The 20,864-nt window shown below is 71.4% G+C and carries 13 protein-coding genes; 7 read left to right on the top strand and 6 right to left on the bottom strand.

The window, feature by feature from the left end:
- Positions 1-79: 79 nt before the first annotated feature.
- From ACSMTC_RS09280 to ACSMTC_RS09250, 7 genes are all read left to right on the top strand, one after another.
- Positions 80-1,375, top strand: coding sequence for a sensor histidine kinase (locus tag ACSMTC_RS09280; RefSeq protein WP_436559183.1), 1,296 nt, complete (start codon positions 80-82; stop codon positions 1,373-1,375).
- The gene (locus tag ACSMTC_RS09275) at positions 1,372-2,106 is read left to right on the top strand and encodes a response regulator transcription factor (protein ID WP_436559182.1); all 735 of its coding nucleotides are present in this window, start codon (positions 1,372-1,374) and stop codon (positions 2,104-2,106) included. The genes ACSMTC_RS09280 and ACSMTC_RS09275 overlap by 4 nt, the downstream gene beginning before the upstream one ends.
- A gap of 226 nt (positions 2,107-2,332) precedes the next feature.
- The gene (locus ACSMTC_RS09270; protein ID WP_436559181.1) at positions 2,333-2,956 is read left to right on the top strand and encodes an RraA family protein; all 624 of its coding nucleotides are present in this window, start codon (positions 2,333-2,335) and stop codon (positions 2,954-2,956) included.
- A 223-nt stretch (positions 2,957-3,179) separates the two neighbouring features.
- A complete protein-coding gene (locus ACSMTC_RS09265) occupies positions 3,180-3,344 on the top strand; it encodes a hypothetical protein (protein WP_436559180.1) in 165 nt (54 codons plus the stop codon).
- A 240-nt stretch (positions 3,345-3,584) separates the two neighbouring features.
- A complete protein-coding gene (locus ACSMTC_RS09260; protein ID WP_436559179.1) occupies positions 3,585-7,592 on the top strand; it encodes a hypothetical protein in 4,008 nt (1,335 codons plus the stop codon).
- 393 nt (positions 7,593-7,985) lie between these two features.
- Positions 7,986-9,662, top strand: coding sequence for a S53 family peptidase (locus ACSMTC_RS09255; protein WP_436559178.1), 1,677 nt, complete (start codon positions 7,986-7,988; stop codon positions 9,660-9,662).
- A 299-nt stretch (positions 9,663-9,961) separates the two neighbouring features.
- Positions 9,962-10,552: a hypothetical protein gene (locus ACSMTC_RS09250; protein ID WP_436559177.1), complete on the top strand. Its 591-nt coding sequence runs from the start codon at positions 9,962-9,964 to the stop codon at positions 10,550-10,552.
- A gap of 115 nt (positions 10,553-10,667) precedes the next feature.
- Here ACSMTC_RS09250 and meaB read toward each other — a convergent pair whose 3' ends face one another.
- The 6 genes from meaB to ACSMTC_RS09220 all read right to left on the bottom strand — a co-directional run bounded on the left by meaB (position 10,668) and on the right by ACSMTC_RS09220 (position 20,837).
- Positions 10,668-11,660, bottom strand: a complete 993-nt coding sequence (gene meaB / locus ACSMTC_RS09245; RefSeq protein WP_436559176.1) for a methylmalonyl Co-A mutase-associated GTPase MeaB — start codon at positions 11,658-11,660, stop codon at positions 10,668-10,670.
- A 12-nt stretch (positions 11,661-11,672) separates the two neighbouring features.
- Positions 11,673-13,877: a methylmalonyl-CoA mutase gene (gene scpA, locus ACSMTC_RS09240; protein ID WP_436559175.1), complete on the bottom strand. Its 2,205-nt coding sequence runs from the start codon at positions 13,875-13,877 to the stop codon at positions 11,673-11,675.
- Entirely contained in the window at positions 13,877-15,760 is a 1,884-nt protein-coding gene (gene mutA / locus ACSMTC_RS09235; RefSeq protein WP_436559174.1) for a methylmalonyl-CoA mutase small subunit, read from the bottom strand. Before mutA ends, scpA begins: the two co-directional genes overlap by 1 nt.
- Before the next feature lie 316 nt (positions 15,761-16,076).
- The gene (locus ACSMTC_RS09230) at positions 16,077-16,892 is read right to left on the bottom strand and encodes a hypothetical protein (RefSeq protein WP_436559173.1); all 816 of its coding nucleotides are present in this window, start codon (positions 16,890-16,892) and stop codon (positions 16,077-16,079) included.
- A 391-nt stretch (positions 16,893-17,283) separates the two neighbouring features.
- Entirely contained in the window at positions 17,284-19,395 is a 2,112-nt protein-coding gene (gene ligA / locus ACSMTC_RS09225) for an NAD-dependent DNA ligase LigA (RefSeq protein ID WP_436559172.1), read from the bottom strand.
- Positions 19,396-19,439: 44 nt separating this feature from the next.
- Positions 19,440-20,837, bottom strand: a complete 1,398-nt coding sequence (locus tag ACSMTC_RS09220; protein ID WP_436559171.1) for a D-arabinono-1,4-lactone oxidase — start codon at positions 20,835-20,837, stop codon at positions 19,440-19,442.
- Between the last annotated feature and the right edge of the window lie 27 nt (positions 20,838-20,864).

Raw genomic sequence — 20,864 nt, 5'->3', positions numbered from 1 at the left:
CACATCGCGGTAAGGCGGGAGAAAGTGCTCCCTCGATCGGGGGAGGCCGCAGGTGAGCTGTGCGGTCATACTGGCGATCATGATCAGGGGATTCCGGCCGTTGCTGCGCGGCTCCACGTACGCGGGTGCGCTGTTCGCCTACTGCGGCGCGTTGGCGAGCCTGCCACTGCTGCCCTTCGCACTGCTGCCAGCGGTGGTGTGGGGATCCGCTCCGGAGGGAGTGAGGATCGTTCTGGTCCTGCTGGTCTGGGCGGCGCTGGTCGGCGTGGTCGGGCTGGCCCGGGTCACGCGGCGGGCGCTGGTGGTGTCCGCCCGTCGGCTGCTGAGGGTGCCGTTGCCGGATCCCGCGGCCGGCCGTCGGCCCGCGAGCCCGACCCCTCCGGCACCGGCCCTTGGCGCGACGACCCCTGCCGTGCCCTGGGGCGCCGACCGTTGGCGGACTCCGCTCTGGCTGCTGCTGCACGTGGCACTGGGGTGGACAGGGGCGCTCGCGAGCGGTGTGCTGGTCATCGCGGGCCTGACCATCCCGGGGGGTTGGCTCCGCGGTGACGTGGGACTGAGTCTGTTCGGCCGGACGGCGCGAGTGACCGGTGGCTGGCAGAGCTGGGTGGTGGGGCTCGGCTGCGTACTGCTGGCGGCGGCCGTGTGCGCGGTGGTGACAGGTGTTCTGCGGTGGTCGGCACCACGGCTGTTGGGGCCGTCGTCGGCCGAGCGGCTCGCGCTGGCGGCCGAACGGGAACTGGCACTGGCCGAACGCAACCGGCTGGCCCACGAGTTGCACGACTCGATCGGGCACACGCTGACGGCGGCCACCATCCAGGCGGCGGTGGCGGGCGAGGTGCTCTCCGCCGACCCGGTGGCGGCGCGGGCCGCCCTGCGCAGCATCGAGGAGTCGACCCGGGCCGCGCTGGAGGACCTGGACTACGTGCTCGGCGTGCTGCGCGAGGAGAAGGCGGGGACGGCGCCGACCCGGACCTTGGCCGATCTGCCCGAGCTGCTGGACCGGTTGCGGCACGCGGGCGCGGTGGTGGAGCCGGAGCTGTCGGGCGGGTTGGCGCAGGTGCAGGGGACGCTCTCCCGGGCGGCGTACCGGATCCTGCAGGAGGGCTTGACGAACGCGTTGCGGCACGGGGCTGGCGGGCCGATCGAAGTCCGGGTGGTGGCGGCGCCGGAGGCACTGGAGCTCCGTGTGGTCAACCGGATCGGGGCGGGCCCGGGCATCGGCCAGGGCCCGGGTGCCTTCCCGACGTCCGGGCACGGCCTGCCCGGGCTGGCCGAGCGCGTGCGGCTGCTCCATGGTGAGATCGAGGCCGGCCCGGACGGGCAGCAGCACTGGCGGCTGGCGGTCCGGCTGCCGGTACGGGTGTCGGCATGAGCCACTCCGACGCGGGCGAAGCCGCCGCGACCACTGGCGCTGCCGGTCCCACCAGCCCTACCAGCCCCACTGGCACCTCCGTCACACTCCTGATCGCGGACGACGACGAGGTGACCCGCAGCGGTCTGCGCCTGCTGCTCGCGGCCCAGCCGGGGATCGCGGTGGTCGGTGAGGCCGCCGACGGTGTCGAGGCGGTCGAGCAAGCGCTGCGGCTGCGGCCGGACGTGGTCCTGATGGATGTACGGATGCCGCGGCGCAACGGGATCGACGCCACCCGCCAGCTGCTGGCCGAGTCGGCCGAACCGCCGAAGGTCGTGGTGATCACCACCTTCGAGAACGACGGCTACGTCACCGCCGCGCTCAGCGCGGGGGCCAGCGGTTTCGTACTCAAGCGGCTTCCGGTCCGGCAGATCGCGGAGGCTGTACGGGTGGTGGCGGCCGGGGAGGCGATCCTCTTCCCGGCGGCACTGCGCCGGATGGTCGCCGCCCGCCCGCTGGACTCCGCCGAGGCGCTGCCCAAGGCGGCGCTGACGGGGCGGGAGGAGGAGGTGCTGCGGCTGATGGCCACCGGCCTGTCCAACCCGGAGATCGCGGAGTCGCTCACGGTGAGCCTGGAGACGGTGAAGACGCACGTCGGGAACGTACTGACCAAGCTCGGCGCGCAGAACCGGACCCACGCGGTGGTGATCGCGTACGAGTCCGGTCTGGTGGTGCCGGGGTTCGCCGGCTGACCCGGCCCCAGGCGGCCTGATCCTGCTGTTCACTTCATCGCGGGCCCGGCCGAGGGCATTTTTGGGTCAACTGTCCTGCGGTGTAGTCCTGTTGACGCCGCGGCGGCGCTTCGAGGCCGGTCCGGGCGCGTGCCGGAAGTCTGTTGACATCAAGTATCTTGACATCAAGACACTGCCCGGGCAGGCTGTTCCCGATCTCAGGACCGTCTCCTGATTGGGGAGCAAGATGAACGACGTCGCCGGATTCAGCGGTGTTCCCTCGACCCACGTCGCCGAACTGGTGGGGCGCGAGCAGGTCATGGACATCGGCATTCGCCCTCTGTGGTCCCCGGCTCCGCGGGTCGCCGGCCCGGCGTTCACCGTGAGGTGCCCTCCGGGGGACAACCTCATGCTCCATGCGGCCATCTACCGTGCGCAGCCCGGCTCGGTCATCGTCGTCGAGGCGGGTGACGTGGACTACGCGGTAGCCGGAGGGAACGTCTGCGCCGTCGCCCAGCGCCGGGGCATCGCGGCGTTCGTGGTCGACGGGGTGATCCGTGACCTCGCCGAGGTACGCGAGATGGGGTTCCCCGTCTTCGCCAGGGGCGTCATCCCCATTCCCGGGATCAAGGAGGCTGCCCTGCCGCTCAACCACCCGGTGCGGTGCGGCGGTGTGACCGTGAACCCCGGTGACATCGTGGTGGCCGACGAGGAGGGCGTCGTGGTCACCCCGAGCGCCCGTCAGGAGCAGGTGTTCCTGGGCGCCCGGGCGAAGCTGGCCAAGGAGGCCGATGAGTCGCTCGACGCGTGGGAGGAGGCGCATCGCGCCCGTATCGACAGGATCCTGGCCGGGAGCGGCTTCGAGGGCTGATGCGGCAGTGGTGCGCGGCGGGGTGACGTAGCCGCGGGCCGGGGGGTGGTGGCGGCGGGTGGTGCTCCGCGCCTGCTCGCAGGGTGGTGGTGGCCTCGGGGCGGCCCCGGGGGAGGGGCATGCGAGCAGCGTCGGCCGGTCGGCCGGCCAAGGGCCCGGCACCGTGAGCAACTCGCTTGCCGTCTACGCGAGTTCGTCCCGAACGAGCCCGGAGAGTCCCCTGGTGACAGAAGACCGCGTCCGCGACGGGATCGGCGCCGTCGCGGTCGAGGCAGGCGTTGAACTCTGCGATCAGTACGGCCATGGCGGCGGCGGAACACCGGCGGTGGTCCTCCAGCGTCATCGCGGCGGCGTCGTCGACGTCCACGGCAGGGCGGTCCGGGCATAGCCGGTAGCGCCTCTCGACACTGCCGCGCACCCTCCGCTCGCTGTCGGATGTACCGAGACCGGGGTGGCCGAGGCGCACCGTACCGCGCGCGTCGGAAATGGCCGGGCCCCGTGCGTGTGCGGCTGGCTAGACTCCGTCTGCTCTGTCAACTCCCGTGGTGTTCACGGGAGCCGAACATGCTCCAATTGGGGGGAGTACATGAACCTGCCGCTGATCGGCAGAAGAGTGCGAAACAGACGGGTGAGAAAGAGAAACGGCGGTGCGGTCGCCTCGGGTGCCCTGCTGCTCGCCGTCCTGGCCTCGCTCGTGGGCCAGAGCGGCCCCGTCTACGCGGCGGAGGCGCGGCCCGCTGCCGTCGGCTCGCCGCAACCGGGCGCCGACGCGAGCCCGGCGGCCGGAGGCCCGGCCGCAGGCAAGCCGAACGGCGCTTCGAAGGGTGGACCTGGACAGGTCGCGCCGAAGGCCTCGCCCAAGATGGACCCGAAGGCCGACCACGATGCCGCCGTGCGGGCGCTGGGGCAGAGCGACCCGGCGGGTGCCTGCCCGGCATCCCTCGAACCGCAGACCGTCGTCAAGTGCGCGGTCGATCCTTACCAGACCGTCTCCTTGTCGCTGACCCTGCCTCAGCAGAAGGACCTGGTCCTCCTCCAGGCCGTCTCGACCAAGGGGTGGATCTACCCCGCGCTGGTCGCGCCGGACGGCACCAAGGTGACCTGCGAGAACCCCCTCGGTACCGGCTACGGGTACGGAGTGGTGCGCTGCCCCACCAGCCAGGCGGGGACGTACTCGCTGCAGGTCAGGGACGGGACCGGCATGCAGAACGGCATCTCGGTGTCGTACGTTCCGGTGCTGTCCTCCACCCTGTGCAGGACGGTGGCCGCCGCTGACCGTACGCTCGGTGCCCCGACCGTGTTCCACGGCTCGCTGCCGGTCGCCTCGGCGGGTGACTGCTACACGCCGGACCTGGGTGCGGATGACGTGTTGCGCAGCTACACCTCGGCCTATCAGGTGGTCCAGACGGTCTACGACGCCACCGGCAAGGCGCTCTGTGACTCGCAGCGCGACTCGTCGAACGGTCTCGACTGCAAGCTCGCCGGCACCGCGCCCTTCCGGGTGGTGGTGCAGCAGCCCTCGGGGGCGGCCCAGAACTACGACTTCACCGCGGCGCGGCTCTCCCAGCCGGAGGGCTGCGCGGTGGTGGAGCCGCAGGCGTTCGGCGCCTCGCCGGACCTGACTCCCACGGCGCGCTGCCGCACCCTGCGGGTGCCGGAGGCCGCCCGGTACACCTTCGGCCCGGTCGCGTCCGGCACCGCCCCCTCGGGTGGGCTGTTCAAGACCGACGGCACCGCCCAGACCGCCAACTGCTCGTCCGGCGCCTGCGATCTGACTCCCGGTGACTACACCTGGGTGGTCGAGGCCCGGAACACCGCCGCCGGCGCGTTCGGCATGGCCTTCCACTCGGCCAAGGAGACCCGGGGCTGCACCGCGACCGGCGACAGCGGTCTGGCGGCCGGTCCGGTCTCCGGCACCTTCGGCGGGCCCGGGCAGCAGCTCTGCCTGACCCTGCCGACCGCCGCCGGGAACGGCGTCTACCTGCTCAACCGGCCGCCCACCGACGGCACCGGCGTCGCTGTCGAGGTCGACGACGCGTCCGGTACCAAGCAGTGTGACAACGGTGGCTATTCGTACGCCGTCTGCAAGCTGACCGGCACCGCTCCGTTCCGCGCCGTGCTGAGCGGCACCGCGTCCAAGGCGTACCAGCTGGTGGTCCATCGGACCGGCGAGACCGCAGGCTGCACCGGCTGGCCGCAGTCCGCGTTCGGCGGTTCCTGGGGGGCGGAGGTCTCGCTGACCCAGGCGGCGCAGCAGGCCTGCCTGAGCCTTCCCGGAGACCGGCACTCCATCGCCGAGATGCTCGACTACACCAACCTCAAGAACCAGGTGAACGCGGCGATCCACGTGGTCGACCCCTCCGGCACCGAGGCGTGCGTGACCGGCGGCAGCTCCACCACCACCTGCGTTCTCGCCGCCGGCGTCCCGTACACCGCGATGCTGGTCGGCACGGGCTGGGCGGACACCTACAAGCTGGTCCGGCGTGACATCTCACCGACCTCGAGCTGCACGGCGGCGGCCTCGACGACGGTCGGCGGCCACTCCACCCCGCTCGACCTGACCTCGGCCCTGGACGCCCGCTGCATCCGGGTCAGCGGAGCCACCACTGACAAGTTCTGGCTGAGCGCGCGGACGCCCGGCACACGGTACGACCCCTCCACGCTGCTGATGGCCGTCGACGCCGACGGCAAGGTCCTCTGCTGGCAGTGGGGCGTCTCCTGCCGGGTCACCGGCTCGACGTCGTACGTCGCGGTGGTGGTCGCCTCCGGCTACAACGGCAAGGCCATCCACACCAACGTGGACACCTGGAAGGTCGGTACGGCGGACGGCTGGGCTCCGGAGTGCACCGCCCACCGGATCTCGGTCGACGGCTTCCCGCTGCAGAGCGGGGTGCTCACCGAGTCCTCGACCGCCTACTGCGCCGTGGTGGACATGAAGCCCTCCCAGGCCTTCGACGTCGTCGGCACCAGCAGTGCCACCGGCGTCGAGACTCCCAACCTGAGTCTGATGGGCGGCTCCACGTGGAACGACCCGAACCTCACGTTCCAGTGCAACGGTGCGTACGGCACGTTCGGTGCCCGATGCCAGGCCACCGGAAACGCCGAGGCCGGTCAGGCCGTCCTGCTGCTGAGCGCGGGCAAGACCGCGACGCCGGTCGAGTACAGCATGCAGGGGCTCTGCGCTACCGGGTGCACCCGCGCACCGGCGCCGGTGCCTACCGGGATCAGCCCGTCGACGGGCGCTGCCGGAACGCAGACCCAGGCCGTCGTCCGCGGTACCGGGCTCACCCTGGGCACCAAGGTGAAGCTGGTCCGCAGTGACGTGTGGAGCAGTACGCAGCCGGTCATGTCGCCGCTGTCCGTGAGCCCCGACGGCAGCTCGCTCAACGTCCTGGTCGACACCAACGGACTTGAGCCGGGCGTGTACGACGTGGTGCTCGACGGCATCGGGTACACCAGCGGAGTGCCTTCCCCCGGCTACCTCCCCAAGGCGTACACGGTCACGGCCGCCGGGACCACGGCGAAGAGCCGGTTCGTCCCGATCACCCCGTCCCGCTTCCTGGACACCCGTTACGGCGTCGGCGCCGAGAAGGCGCGGGTCGGCCAGGGGGGTGTGGTGAGGTTGCAGGTGGCGGGTGTGAAGGGTGTTCCGGCGACCGGGGTGAGTGCGGTCGTGATGAACGTGACGGCTGTGAGCCCTTCGCAGGCGGGCTCCGTCTCGGTCTATCCGGACGGTCGGCCGGTGCCCGGTGTGTCGAGCCTCAGCTTCCCGGCCGGGCAGGCCGTCGCCAATCTGGTGACCGTGCCGGTCGTGGACGGGAAGGTGGATCTGCGCAACGCCCTGGGGTCGGTCCACCTGGTCGCCGACGTCACCGGCTACTACTCCGACGCGGCCACCGGTTCCGCGCTGACGCCGATCACTCCGTCCCGCTTCCTGGACACCCGTTACGGCGTCGGCGCCGAGAAGGCGCGGGTCGGCCAGGGGGGTGTGGTGAGGTTGCAGGTGGCGGGCGTGAAGGGCGTTCCGGCGACCGGGGTGAGTGCGGTCGTGATGAACGTGACGGCTGTGAGCCCCTCGCAGGCGGGCTCCGTCTCGGTCTATCCGGACGGTCGGCCGGTGCCCGGTGTGTCGAGCCTCAGCTTCCCGGCCGGGCAGGCCGTCGCCAATCTGGTGACCGTGCCGGTCGTGGACGGGAAGGTGGACCTGCGCAACAACCTGGGGTCGGTCCACCTGGTCGCCGACGTCACCGGCTACTACTCCGCCACCGGATCGGCGTTCTCCCCGGCCGCGTCGGTGCGGCTGCTGGACACCCGTGACGGGGTCGGAGCCCGTGCGGGGGCGGTGGGTCCGGGCGGTGTCGTCAGCGTGAAGGTGGCCGGGGTCGAAGGCGTGCCGATGACCGGGGTGACCGCAGTGGTACTGAACGTCACGGCCACCGCGCCCACCCATGACGGCTATCTGACGGTCTATCCGCACGGTGGCCAGCGCCCGGGCATCTCGAGCTTCAACTACACGGCTGGGCGGACCGTCGCCCACCAGGTGGTGGTCCCGGTGGTGGACGGCCGGGTCACCATCTACAACCATGTCGGCGACGCCGACGTGGTCGCCGACCTGATCGGCTGTTTCACGGCCTGACGCCGTTCGCTCATGCCTGCCGTGCCGTCCGGAACCCCGGGCGGCACGGCAGCGCCGTTTGCGCTCCCGTACGGACGACTACCCGGCGCTGGGCGGACCGCTCGTCAGCGGGCCGACAGGGAGCGGGAAGTGGCCGGCCCTCGTGGGAGGGGCATGCGAGCTTCACGATCCCGGTGATTGGGTGATGACCCGGTGGACGTCCCCGAGTACGGCCGCAGCAGCGGACGTTAACTGTATGAAGGGGTGGCCATTCAGTTGCGGCTCTCATGGTCTTCACAGTTGACTGTTTTTTAGTAAGGAATTGCTCAGGCTTGAGCCCAATCCTGAGAGTTTCCTGGGAAGTTCGGACAAGCGTTCCCGTTCCGGAGCGACCCCCACTTCCCGGAGGATCCCGTGCGACCCCGCTCGCTCGCCCTTGCCTCGACACTCGCCGTTCTGCCGCTGACCGTGGCGTCCCTGGGTGTCACGACCGCCTACGCCGCGCCGACCCCCCACGTCTCCGCGTCCCGGGTGGCCCTGCCCAACACCGTGACCCCCGCGGTGGCCCACTCCCAGAAGCAGGGCGATGTCCCCGCCGCCCAGCAGATATCCGTCGGGATCAGCCTCAAGCTGCACAACACCGCGCAGCTCGACCGGTTCCTGGCCGCTGTCAGCGACAAGCACTCGCCCCAGTACGGGCACTACCTGACCCCCGCCCAGTTCACCGCGCGGTTCGGCCCGACCCAGGCCGACGTCGCCCAGGTCCGCTCCTACCTGGAGGGCCAGGGCCTGAAGGTCACCTCGGTCAGCGCCAACCGCCAGGTGGTCAACGCCACCGGTACCAACGCGCAGATCGCCAAGGCCTTCGGCACCCACGAGAGCCGCTACGTCGACAAGCTGGAGAACAAGGCGTTCTTCGCCAACGACGGTGCCGCCTCGATCCCGGCCGCGCTGGCCAAGGTGGTCCAGGGCGTCTCCGGTCTGAACGACAAGACCGTCCGCACCACCCGCCTGGCCAAGCCCAAGGCGGCGACCCCGCAGGACACCCCGAGCGGTGTCGGCCCCGCGCAGTACAACGGCGCCTACAACCTCGACAAGCTGGGTGCCGACGGCACCGGTACCACGGTCGCCCTGTGGGAGTTCGACGGCTACACCTCCGACGACCTGACCACCTACGACAGCCAGTTCGGCCTGTCGGGCCCGGCCGTGCAGACCGTCTCGGTCGACGGTGCCAGCTACGACAGCTCGCCGGGTGAGGGCCAGGGCGAGGTCGAGCTGGACTCCGAGATCGTCCGCGGTGTCGCCCCCCAGGCGCAGCAGCTGATCTACGAGGCCCCCAACAGCGACCAGGGCGAGATCGACATGGCCGCCCAGATCGTGTCGGAGAACAAGGTCTCGGTCATCTCCATCTCCTGGGGCTCCTGCGAGCCGGACACCACGGCCTCCTCGATGACCGCGGTGGACAACTCCTTCAAGCAGGCCGCCGCCCAGGGCATCAGCGTCTTCTCCGCCTCCGGTGACGACGGTTCGCGCGACTGCACCCGCTCCACCAGCGGCTCCTCGGTCCAGGCGGTCGACTTCCCGGCCTCGGACCCGTACGTGACCGGTGTCGGCGGCACCAACCTCAGCGTGAACAGCGACAACAGCTACTCCTCGGAGAGCGCCTGGAGCACCGCCGGCGGCGGCGTCTCCACCCAGTTCGCCCAGCCGAGCTGGCAGACCGGCACCGGCGTCAGCGGCGGCATGCGCACCGTCCCCGACGTCGCCTCCAACGCCGACCCGAACAGCGGCTTCGCCATCTACACCGGCGGCGGCTGGCAGGTCTACGGCGGTACCTCCGCCGCGGCCCCGCTGTGGTCCGGCTACACCTCGCTGTTCAACCAGAAGGCCACCTCGGCCGGCAAGTCGGCGCTGGGTGAGGCCAACCCCAAGCTGTACTCGGTCGCCAACAGCGGCAACTACGGCTCGGCCTTCCACGACGTCACCGCCGGCGCCAACCAGGACTTCTCGGCCGGCCAGGGCTACGACCAGGTCACCGGCTGGGGCTCCCCGGCGGCGGACGGCCTGACCAGCGCCCTGCTCGGCCAGTAATCGTCGAACGGATCGGCGAGTAGGCGCCGAGCGGCTCGGCAGGCGTCGAGCGACTCGGTCATCGCATCTGCACCACGCGCCCGCCGGTACGGGGTATCACCCCGTACCGGCGGGCGTGTCTTTCGGGGTGCGCGGATGTATGGGTGTGCGGATCCGGATCCCCCGAGCGGGGGAGCAGGCCCCTTCCTGGGGTTGAGGTGCCGGGCTGTGGGTGGCTGCGATCTTTGGAGCAGCGGAGAAGGGCGGCCCACCGGACACGCCCGTTCCCACAACCACCCACTGATATTGGAGAGTTGGCCATGCGTCGATTGCTACTCGCCGTCGCGATCGTGACTGCCGTTTCGGCTGCCGCCGCCCCGGCCGCCTCGGCCGCGCCCAAGCCCGAGCACGGCCGGCACGCGAGCCTGCGGGGCTGGGCCCGCCTGGAGCCGAACAGCACCGTCCCCAGCAAGACCGAGATGCTCACCCTGAAGGTCGACGCCCATGCCGGGAACCGGCCCGGCGTGGACCCGGCGCCCGCCACGGGGCACGCCACCATCCAGCACGTCTTCCTGAACGCTGACGGCAGCTGGCAGGGCACGGTGCGGGCCGAGGTCAGTGTCGACTGCCTCGTCACCGGAGGCCCCAGCAGTGTCGTCACCGGGGTCGTCGACTCGCTGAGCTTCACCGTGCCCCCGGGCCAGCCGGAGCTGCCCCAGCCGGCGAGCACCTGGCACCCGGAGACGGCGTTCAGCTTCTACACCGACGGGAACGGACACAACCGCGTCGGGTGGGCCATCCCGAAATACGACGACCCGACGGCCCCGCCCGCCGCCACCAGGTGTGTGACTCCCGCCGCCCGTGACAGTGACTTCTACGTCGTCAACGGCGGATTCACGTCGCGGAGTTGACCGCGGACGAGCGGCGATCGTCGAGCGGGATCGGCTGGCTGCGGCGGCCGTCCGAGGAGCGCTCCCTGGCCGGCCGAGCACCGTTCTTCCTCAGCCGGCCGGTGACCGCCCGCGCTCAGCCCGGCGAGCGGAAGCCGTCCAGGATGCGCTGGGCGGCCAAGGTCGCGGTGAGGGTGCCCTCGCGGACCTGCTGCTCCAGTTCCGGGGCGAGGCGGCGCACTTCGGGGTGTTCGCGGAGCTGGGCGAGGAGCTGGTCGTGCACCATCGCCCAGGTCCAGTCGACCTGCTGGTCGCGCCGCTTGGCGGCCAGCGCCCCGGTGCCGTCGAGGAGTTCGCGGTGCTGCCGGAGGCGCTCCCAGAGGGCGTCCAGGCCGCTGCCGTCCTGGCCGCTGCAGGTGAGAACCGGCGGGGTCCACACCGCGTCCGGGGCCTGGAGCAGGCGCAGTGCGCCCGCCAACTCCCGTGCGGCGGCCCGGGCGTCGCGCTCGTGCGGGCCGTCCGCCTTGTTGACCGCGACCAGGTCGGCCAGCTCGAGGACGCCCTTCTTGATGCCCTGCAGCTGGTCGCCGGTGCGGGCCAGGGTGAGCAGCAGGAAGGAGTCGACCATGTTCGCCACCGTGGTCTCCGACTGCCCGACGCCGACCGTCTCGACCAGTACGACGTCGTAGCCGGCGGCCTCCATCACCACCATGGACTCGCGGGTGGCCCTGGCGACGCCGCCGAGCGTGCCCGAGGTGGGGGAGGGCCGGACGAAGGCGTTGGGATCGGTGGAGAGCTTCTCCATCCGGGTCTTGTCGCCCAGGATGGAGCCGCCGGTGCGGCTGGAGGTCGGGTCCACGGCGAGTACCGCGACCCGGTGGCCGCGGCCGGTGAGCATGGTGCCGAGCGCTTCGATGAAGGTCGACTTGCCCACTCCGGGCACACCGGTGATCCCGACCCGCACCGCGCCGCCGGAGTGCGGCAGCAGCTCGACCAGCAGCCGCTGGGCGAGCTCGCGGTGGTCGGGCCGGGTGGACTCGACGAGGGTGATGGCCCGCGCGATCCAGGCGCGCGAGCCGTCGAGCACACCCTGCCGGTACTGGTCGAGGTCGATCGTCCGCGGCGGCATCTCGTCAGCGGCTCACAGCTCGTGGCCGAGGTCGGCGGAGAGCGACTTCAGCAGGTCGTACGCCGCGTCCGGGATCACCGTGCCGGGCGGGAAGACCGCCGCGGCACCGGCCTGGTAGAGGGCGTCGAAGTCCTGCGGCGGGATCACGCCGCCGACCACGATGGTGATGTCCTCCCGGCCGGCCTCGGCGAGTTCGGCGCGCAGTGCCGGGACCAGGGTGAGGTGGCCGGCGGCCAGCGAGGAGACGCCGACGATGTGCACGTCGGCCTCGACCGCCTGGCGGGCCACCTCGGCCGGGGTCTGGAACAGCGGGCCGACGTCCACGGTGAAGCCGAGGTCGGCGAAGGCGGTGGCGATCACCTTCTGGCCGCGGTCGTGGCCGTCCTGGCCCATCTTGGCGACCAGGATGCGCGGTCGGCGTCCCTCGGCCTCCTCGAACCTCTCGACCAGATCACGGGTGCGCTGCACCCCCTGCGACGGTCCTGCCTCGTCTCGGTACACACCGGAGATGGTACGGATCTGGCCGGAGTGCCGTCCGTACACCTTCTCCAGGGCGTCGGAGATCTCGCCCACGGTGGCCTTGGCGCGGGCCGCGTTCACCGCCAGCGCCAGCAGGTTGCCGTCCAGCGAGCCGTCGCCCCGCGGGCCGGCCTCGGCGGAGGCGGTGAGCGCCCGCAGCGCGTCCTGGCAGGCGGCCTCGTCGCGCTCGGCGCGCAGCCGGCGGAGCTTCTCGACCTGCTGGGCGCGCACCGAGGAGTTGTCGACCTTGAGCACGTCGATCTGCTCGTCGTTGGCGACCCGGTACTTGTTGACGCCGATCACCGGCTGGCGGCCGGAGTCGATCCGCGCCTGGGTACGGGCGGCGGCCTCCTCCACCCGCAGCTTGGGGATGCCCGCGTCGATGGCCTTGGCCATGCCGCCGGCCGCCTCGACCTCCTGGATGTGCTGCCAGGCGCGGCGGGCCAGGTCGTGGGTGAGCTTCTCGACGTAGGCGCTGCCGCCCCACGGGTCGATCACCCGGGTGGTGCCGGACTCCTGCTGGAGCATCAGCTGGGTGTTGCGGGCGATCCGGGCGGAGAAGTCGGTCGGCAGGGCGAGCGCCTCGTCCAGCGCGTTGGTGTGCAGCGACTGGGTGTGGCCCTGGGTCGCGGCCATCGCCTCCACGCAGGTGCGGGTGACGTTGTTGAAGACGTCCTGCGCGGTGAGCGACCAGCCGGAGGTCTGCGAATGGGTGCGCAGGGAGAGCGACTTGGTGTTCTTGGGGTCGAACTGCTTGACCAGCTTGGCCCAGAGCAGCCGGGCGGCGCGCAGCTTGGCGATCTCCATGAAGAAGTTCATGCCGATCGCCCAGAAGAACGACAGCCGGGGCGCGAAGGCGTCCACGTCCAGGCCCGCGCCGAGCCCGGCCCGCAGGTACTCCACGCCGTCGGCCAGGGTGTAGGCCAGCTCCAGGTCGGCGGTCGCACCGGCCTCCTGGATGTGGTAGCCGGAGATGGAGATCGAGTTGTACCGGGGCATCTTCTGCGAGGTGTACGCGAAGATGTCCGAGATGATCCGCATCGACGGCTGCGGCGGGTAGATGTAGGTGTTGCGGACCATGAACTCCTTGAGGATGTCGTTCTGGATGGTCCCCGCCAGCTTCTCGGGCGGCACCCCCTGCTCCTCGGCCGCCACGATGTACAGCGCCAGTACCGGCAGCACCGCGCCGTTCATGGTCATCGACACCGACATCCGGTCCAGCGGGATGCCGTCGAAGAGCTGGCGCATGTCGTAGATGGAGTCGATGGCCACGCCCGCCATGCCGACGTCACCGGTGACGCGCGGGTGGTCGCTGTCGTAGCCGCGGTGGGTCGGCAGGTCGAAGGCGACCGAGAGGCCCTTCTGACCGGCCGCCAGGTTGCGCCGGTAGAAGGCGTTGGACTCCTCGGCGGTGGAGAAGCCCGCGTACTGGCGGATGGTCCAGGGCTGGTTGACGTACATGGTCGGGTACGGGCCGCGCAGGTAGGGCGCGACGCCCGGGTAGGTGCCGAGGAAGTCGAGACCGGCCAGGTCCTCGGCGGTGTAGAGCGGCTTGACGCCGATGCCCTCCGGGGTCTCCCAGACCAGTTCCTCGACGTCCTTGCCGGTGGCCTGCTGCCAGGCGGACCGCCACTGCCCGCCGGTGGTCCGGGCGCCGAGGTCCCCGTCCAGCCCGATTCCGGTGAAGTCGGGGATCATCACGCCACTCCGATCTCGTTGAGCAGGGAGGAGAGAACGGCCACCGCGTCGCCGCCCGCGAAGACGAACTCGTCCACGCCCGCCCGCTGGTAGGCCTCGCGCAGCTCGCCCGGGCGGCCCGCCAGCAGCACCCTGGTGGCACCGGCCGCCTTCAGCGCCTCGGCGACGGCCTCGCCGTGCTCCTCGTACAGCTTGTCGCCGGAGCACAGGCAGGCGACGGTGGCGCCGCTCGCGGCGAAGGCCTCGGCCAGCGCGGTCGCCTCCACGCCTTCGGCCAGGACGGTCTCGATGCCGCCCGCCTGGAAGAGGTTGGCCGCGAAGGTCGAGCGGGCCGTGTACACGGCCGCGGTGCCGAGCGCGGCCAGGAACAGCCGGGGGCGGGAACCGGTGGCGGCCAGGTGCGCGTCCGAGCGCCTGCGCAGCGCCTCGTACGCCTCGGCGCGGCGCACCCGGGGCAGGCCGCCGCCGAGCGGGGCGGGCGCGGACTCGCGCACCAGCGGCTGCTCACCGAGGTTGGGGAACTCGCTGACGCCGGTGACGGGTTCGCGGCGCTTGGCCAGCGCCACCGAGCGGGCGGCCCAGGTCCCGGCGATCCGCTCGCCGACCAGTCCGGCGGTGAGCGCGGCCCGCTGGCCGCCGGCCCGCTCGATCTCCTGGAAGTGGGCCCAGGCGGCGTGCGCCAGCTCGTCGGTGAGCCGCTCCACGTACCAGGAGCCGCCGGCCGGGTCGACCACCCTGGCCAGGTGGGACTCCTCCAGCAGGATCGACTGGGTGTTGCGGGCGATCCGGCGGGCGAATGCGTCCGGCAGGCCGACGGCCTCGTCGAAGGGCAGCACGGTGACGGCGTCAGCGCCGCCGACGCCCGCCGCCAGGCAGGCCACCGTGGTGCGCAGCATGTTCACCCACGGGTCGCGCTCGGTCATCATCACGCTGGAGGTCACCGCGTGCTGGCGCTGGGCGGCGGCCTCGGTGGTGACCCCGCTGACCTGGGCCACCCGGGCCCAGAGCCGGCGGGCGGCGCGGAACTTGGCGATGGTCAGGAACTGGTCCTCGGTGGCCGCGTACCGGAACTCCAGCTGGCCGGCGGCCGCGTCCACGGTGAGCCCGGCAGCGGTCAGTTCACGCAGGTAGGCGACACCGGTGGCCAGCGCACAGCCGAGCTCCTGGGCGGCCGAGGCGCCGGCGTCGTGGTACGCCAGCGCGTCGACGGTGAGCGCACGGACGCCGGGGTAGCCGCGGTCGCAGGCCGCCGCCAGGTCAGCGGCGTCGGCCAGCAGCGCGGCGGTACGGGAGTCGTCACCGGTACGGGCGAGCAGACCCAGCGGGTCGGCGCCCAGGTTGCCCGAGGCTGCCTCGGCGGGGACACCGCTGCGGGTCAGCAGCGCGAAGAACTGCTCGGCGGCGGCGCGGAATTCGGCGCCCGCGTCGAGGGTCACCGCGGCGAGGTCCAGGTAGACGCCCTGGAGCGCGGTGGGCAGCGCGGCGATCGGGAGCCCGGCCTCGCCGAGGACCAGCCAGAGGGAGCCGCCCCCGTGCTCCAGGTCCGCCAGCACCGCCTCGTTGGCGCGCGCGGCGTCCGGGTCGGCGTGCCGCTGCCGCACGTCCCAGCCGGAGACGGCCGAGCCCTGCGGGCGGCCACCCCGGACGTACGGCGCGAACCCGGGGAAGCCGGCGTCGGCCGGGGCGTCCTCGGCGGTGTACAGCGGATGGGCCCGCAGGCCGTCCTGGAGCTGGGTGCTGAGGGCATCCTCGGCCTGTGCACCGGCCACGTCCTGCGCACCGGACTTGCGGAGTACGCCTTCGACCAGGCGCTGCCACTGCTCACGGGTCGCGTCCGGGAACTCGGCGGCCAGAGGAAGCCCTTCGGGCGGGACCGTCGTCATGAGGGCAGGTTAGTGCCCGTCAGCGCGGCGGCATCAGCCCCCTGGAGTGTGACCTTTCCCTCTCTGCACCCTTGGCCGCGCGGAGTGCCGCGGGGGCCGCCGGGGCGGCGACGACCGGGCCCGCCCGGGTCCGCCGGGCACCGCCCAAAGTGTGGGGGCCGTGCGGCAGTCGGGGGCGGGTAGGGGTGGCGGGGCGCCGGGGGAGGTGGTCCGCAGCGCGGGTGCCGCGCTTGCCGAGACGAGTGGCCTCAGCCGCCGCGACCGCTTCATGTGCTTCGCCACCTCGGTTCCGCTTTCCCGGTGCGGCAGCAGGCAGTCATGCGGTGATCTCCGAGTTCTCGGCGACCGGCGGTCGAATGCCGGTGAGCTCAGCGGCACGGTCCGCGAGGAGGGGAGCCAGCTCGGGGTACCAGCCGCGTGCGACGGCTTGCAGCATCTCGGCCAGGGCTGCGAGTTCGCCGATCCGGCCGGCGGGTGTGTCGAGCACCGGGGCGAACTCGGCACGGATGCGTGCCGCGACCTCCGGGACCAGCAGGCTGTTCGCGTGGAGGAGGCCGGGGTCGTAGCCCACGGGCACGAGGCCCCAGCGTTCCCAGTCCAGGACGGTCAGCGGCGCGGTGAGGTTACCCCAGTGCAGGTCACCGTGGCCGGTCACGCGCTCGACATTCCCGGGCGCGGGGATCCCGAGGAACTGCGGGAAGGCCCTGTCGATCCAGCCGGGCCGCACCGTGATCCGGACACCTTCCGCCTGGCCCAGGTGGTCGAGGGCTAGGCGAAGCCGCTGCCACCACTCATCCGGGAGACCGGGGTCTCGGGCCACGTCCGGCCGGTCGGGCGAGATGACCGGATACGGGACGTAGTCGGTGACCTCGGTCTGGTAGGCGAATGCGCCCTCGGTCCAGTCCATCACGTCGTGCAACTGGGGACGCGGCACGTCATCCGGGATCAGGACCGACGCGCTGACGATGCCCTCTCCCCGGTTCCGGCCCGCGTTCGCCCTGGCGGTGGAGGCCACCCGCAACCAGAGGTCACCGGCTCGGCGGCTGATCGTGCAGCCGAGGAACCCCCACACGGGGGAGCCGGTGCAGTTCAACCCGAGGAGCGCCGCCGCGTTCGCGTGCGCGGTCTCCATACGGAGTCGGGTCTCCTCATCCGGTGGCGAGTGCATCGATCACGCTCCTGAGTCGGTCGTCGTCGATCGGGAGGGCCACGGCTTCTGCCGCATCGTCCCAGTGATTCGCGGTGCTTGCGGACAGCAACACCACATCCAGGCCAGAGCAGGAGGCCACGGCCAGCAGTGCAGCGGCTGGAGCGGACAATCCGGGCCTCAGGAAATCCGCGTCGTCCAGCAGGCATGGGCCGCAGCCAGCGCCGCGGGATCATCCAGGTCTGTCTGAACGTTGAAAGTCGAGGGGCTCTCCGCACGTGTTTTTGGCTTTCAGCCGCGCGGGAGCCCCGGCGGGGGCTCTTCCGGACCCTGCCCCCGCCGGCCGTGGCGCTTCATTGCTCAGTGATTGCGCCGCTTACGTCAGATGCCCAGTGAGGCGCTGCGCGAGTTCCTCGGGTGTGATGGTTTCGAGTCCCAGGGCCTGGGCCTTGTCGAGTTTGCTGCCGGCGTTCTCTCCGGCGACGACGAGATGGGTGCGAGCCGAGACGCTTGAGGACGCGCGGCCCCCTGCCCTGGTGATCAGTTCGGACATCTCAGTGCGGGAGTGTCCCGCCAGGGGCCCAGTCATCGCGCCGGTCACCACCACGGTCAGCCCGGCCAACGGCAGCTCGCTTCCCGCCTTCTCGGCGTTCGTCTCCGCGTCGGCTTCGGCATCTGTGTGAGCGGGCGGGACGAAGCCGGGCTGGTCCATGTTCACGCCTGCGGCGATGAGTTTGTCGATGAGCGGGGTGAGATCGGCCAGTTCCGCCACGATCACGGGGGCCTTCTCACCGCCGATGCCGTCGACCTGCTCCAGTGCGGCGGCATCGGCGTCGCGGATGGCCTGCATGGAGCCGAAGTGCGTGGCGATGCGCAGCGACATGGAGCGGCCGGTGCCCAGGACGCCGAGGGCGCAGAAGACGCGGTTCAGCGGTTTGGTCTTGGCGGCCGCGATGGCGGCCATGAGGTTGTCGGCGCTCTTGTCTCCCATGCGGTCCAGGGTGAGCAGCTGGTCGCGGGTGAGGGTGAACAGGTCGGCGAAGTCCTCGATCAGTCCCTTGTCGACGAGCTGCACGATGATCTTCTCGCCGAGGCCGTCGATGTCGAGCGCGTCACGGGCGACGGCGTAACGGATCGCCTCGGTCCGGCCGCAGGCGCGTCCCCGTTCGCAGCGCCAGCGCTCCTGGCTGCGGTCGATGTCGGAGCCGCAGCGCGGGCAGAGTTCGGGGAAGGCGATGGGCTGCTCGTCGCCGGTGCGCAGGCCCGCGACCGCACCTTCGACGCGGGGGATGACCTCGCCGGCCCGGTAGACGATGACGTGGTCCTTGAGCATCAGGCCGCGGCGGGCGATGTCGGCCGGGTTGTGCAGGGTGGCGTAGGTGATGGTGGTGCCGGCGACGTCCACGGGGTCGAGGACGGCGCGCGGGGCGATCACGCCGGTGCGGCCCACGCTCCACTCCACGGCGCGCAGCACAGTGATCTTCTGGGCAGCTGGGAATTTGAAGGCGGTGGCCCAGTGCGGAGTGCGGGAGCCCATCCCGGCCCGGATCTGGTCGGTGGGGCTGTCGGCCTTGATCACGGCCCCGTCGAGTTCGAAGTCGAGCTCCGCGCGCAGGGCGCCGATCTCGCGTACCCGGTCCACGACTTGGTCCAGGGTTGCGCAGGCCTTGGTGGCGACCGGGGTGTCGGTCGTGGTCCCCAGCCCGAGGGCGGCCAGGCGGGCGACGAGCTGGGTATGGGTGAGCCCGGCGAGGGTGGGGTCGTCGGTGTGTCCGGGGTCGGTCAGTGCGGCGTAGGCCAGGAAGGTCTGCCCGATCCGGTAGGCCCGGTCCTTGGCACGAAGCGAGCCCGAGGAGGCGTTGCGGCGGTTGGCGAAGGCCGTGGCCCCGTGCGCGGTCCGCAGCTCGTTCGCGGCGGCGAACTGGGCCTCCGTCATGAGGACTTCGCCTCGTACCTCGATCGTGACCGGTTCGGTCAGGGTCATGGGCAGGCCGGTGATGTCCCCGATGGCGTGGGACACGTCCTCTCCGGTCGTCCCGTCACCTCGGGTGACCAGTTGAACCAGTCGGCCGTCGCGGTAGCGGGCGGCCAGGGCCACACCGTCGAGCTTGGGTTCCACCGCCCAACCTGTCACCGCCGCCCCGCCCAGTCGCCGCTCCAGCGAGACGGCCCACGCCGTCAGTTCCTCGTCCGAGAAGACGTTCCCCAGGCTGAGCATCGGGACTGTGTGCTCGACGTCGCCGGTGGTCACCCCTGCCGCGACCTGCTGGGACGGGGAGTCGGCCGCGATCTGCCCGGGGTGCGAGTCCTCCCAGGCGGTGATGCCGCGCAGCAGCCGGTCGTAGGTCTCGTCGTCCAAGTCCGACTCGCCGGACCCGTAGTAGGCATCGGCGGCCTTTCGTGTCTGGGCGACGGCTTCGAGGTAAGCGGCCTGATCGGCAAGGTCGACAGCGGGCGCCGCTGCGGAAGGCTTCGTCATGCCGCTCATTCTGCGAATTGGCACTGACAGCACGGCGGTGGCGCTGGTGTGATTCACCCTGGGCGCCGCGCGGGCGCGATCGGGCAGGGTTCCGTCCGCTGGCCTGGCAGGCCGGAGCGGTTGAACGGCGCTGGTTCGTCAGTTCGGGGTTGTGCCGGGGGGAGCCCGAGCGTGCGGTAGAAGGTGTCGTTCTCGAAGCGTCGACGCGGGTCGAACCTGTTGACGGCCCGGCAGAACTCGGGGAAGCCGTCGGTGTTGCGGGAGGGCAGCAGTTCCGGGGTGAAGTACTTGCCCCAGTGCGGCCTGCCGCCCAGGCCGTAGAGCAGGCGCTGGATGTCGTCGAACACCGGACGTGCGGCAGTGATCAGCCCCTCGGTGGTCATGTAGGACACGAAGCCGAAGTACGTAACCGGAACCGCCTGCGCGGGACTCAGGTGGCCACGGGCAGGGCCGGTGGTGCGCAGGATGACGGGGTAGTGCAACTTGTACGGGGAGGCGTGCAGGAGCTCCTTGAGGCCGGCGTATGCCTCGGGGACCACGTCCAGGGGTACGGCGATCTCCATGTTCAGCTGCGGGGCCGGGATGCCGTTCTTGAAGATCTCGTGGAGTGTTCCCTTGGAGTCGGTCGTGCCGAGGAATTTCTCCAGGGTCTGGGCGGCCGGTGTCCGACCCTGGCCGTCGCCGATGTCGGCCATCAGTTGACGGCGGGTGCGGGTCACGATGCGGTCCAGGTCAGCTGGGCCTTGGGCAGCGGGGTCCGTGGGCGTCCAGGCGTCGTCGTGGGTGACCCAGGTGTGCACGACCTGGTGTTCGGTGAACCACCAGCTCTTGGAGGCCACGGACTCCCGGTTCCAGACGGCGTAGCGCTCGGGCAGGCTGTCCTCGGCGACGGTGAAACGGGTGCAGAGCAACTCGGTTGCCGTTCGGCCGCGCAGTTCCAGGCCGACGACCACACCGAGGCATCCGAGGTTGAGGACGGCGGCGTCGAAGTCGGCGTCACCGGGGGTGAGTCGGTGCAGCGTGCCCGTCCCGTCCATGAGCTCGATGGCGGTAACGCAGTCGGAGAGAGTGCCGCCGGACAGGCCCTGTGCGTGGGTGCCGGTGGCGAGGGCGCCGGCGACCGTCTGGCTCGTGATCACGGGCGGGCAGACGACCGGCTCCAGTCCGTGGCTGTCGAACGCCCGCCACACGTCTTCGAGCAGCGTGTCTCCGGTGACGTACAGGCTCTCGCCACGCAGCTCACCGACCCCGCGGCCGGGGAGGTCGAGGAGGACGCCGCGCGTCCCGTCCGGGCACCGCAACTGGGCCGGGTAGGTGAACCTGGACCCGAGGACGCGCACCGGTCCTTCCTCGCGCGTCAACATCGACTCCAGCTGTTCCAGGGACGTGATGCGCGTCCAGCCGTCGCGGGCGGTGATGGTGGCGTTGCCGCCCCAGTTGGTGAGAGTCATAGGAGAAGTCCTCAGTGGTCTCGGTCT

It is taken from the genome of Kitasatospora sp. HPM-01-4, from assembly GCF_051374625.1.
In the GTDB taxonomy this organism is placed as follows: Bacteria; Actinomycetota; Actinomycetes; order Streptomycetales; family Streptomycetaceae; genus Kitasatospora.
The sequence above is the reverse complement of the archived record's forward strand: the minus strand, read 5'-3'. Positions and strand labels throughout refer to the sequence as shown.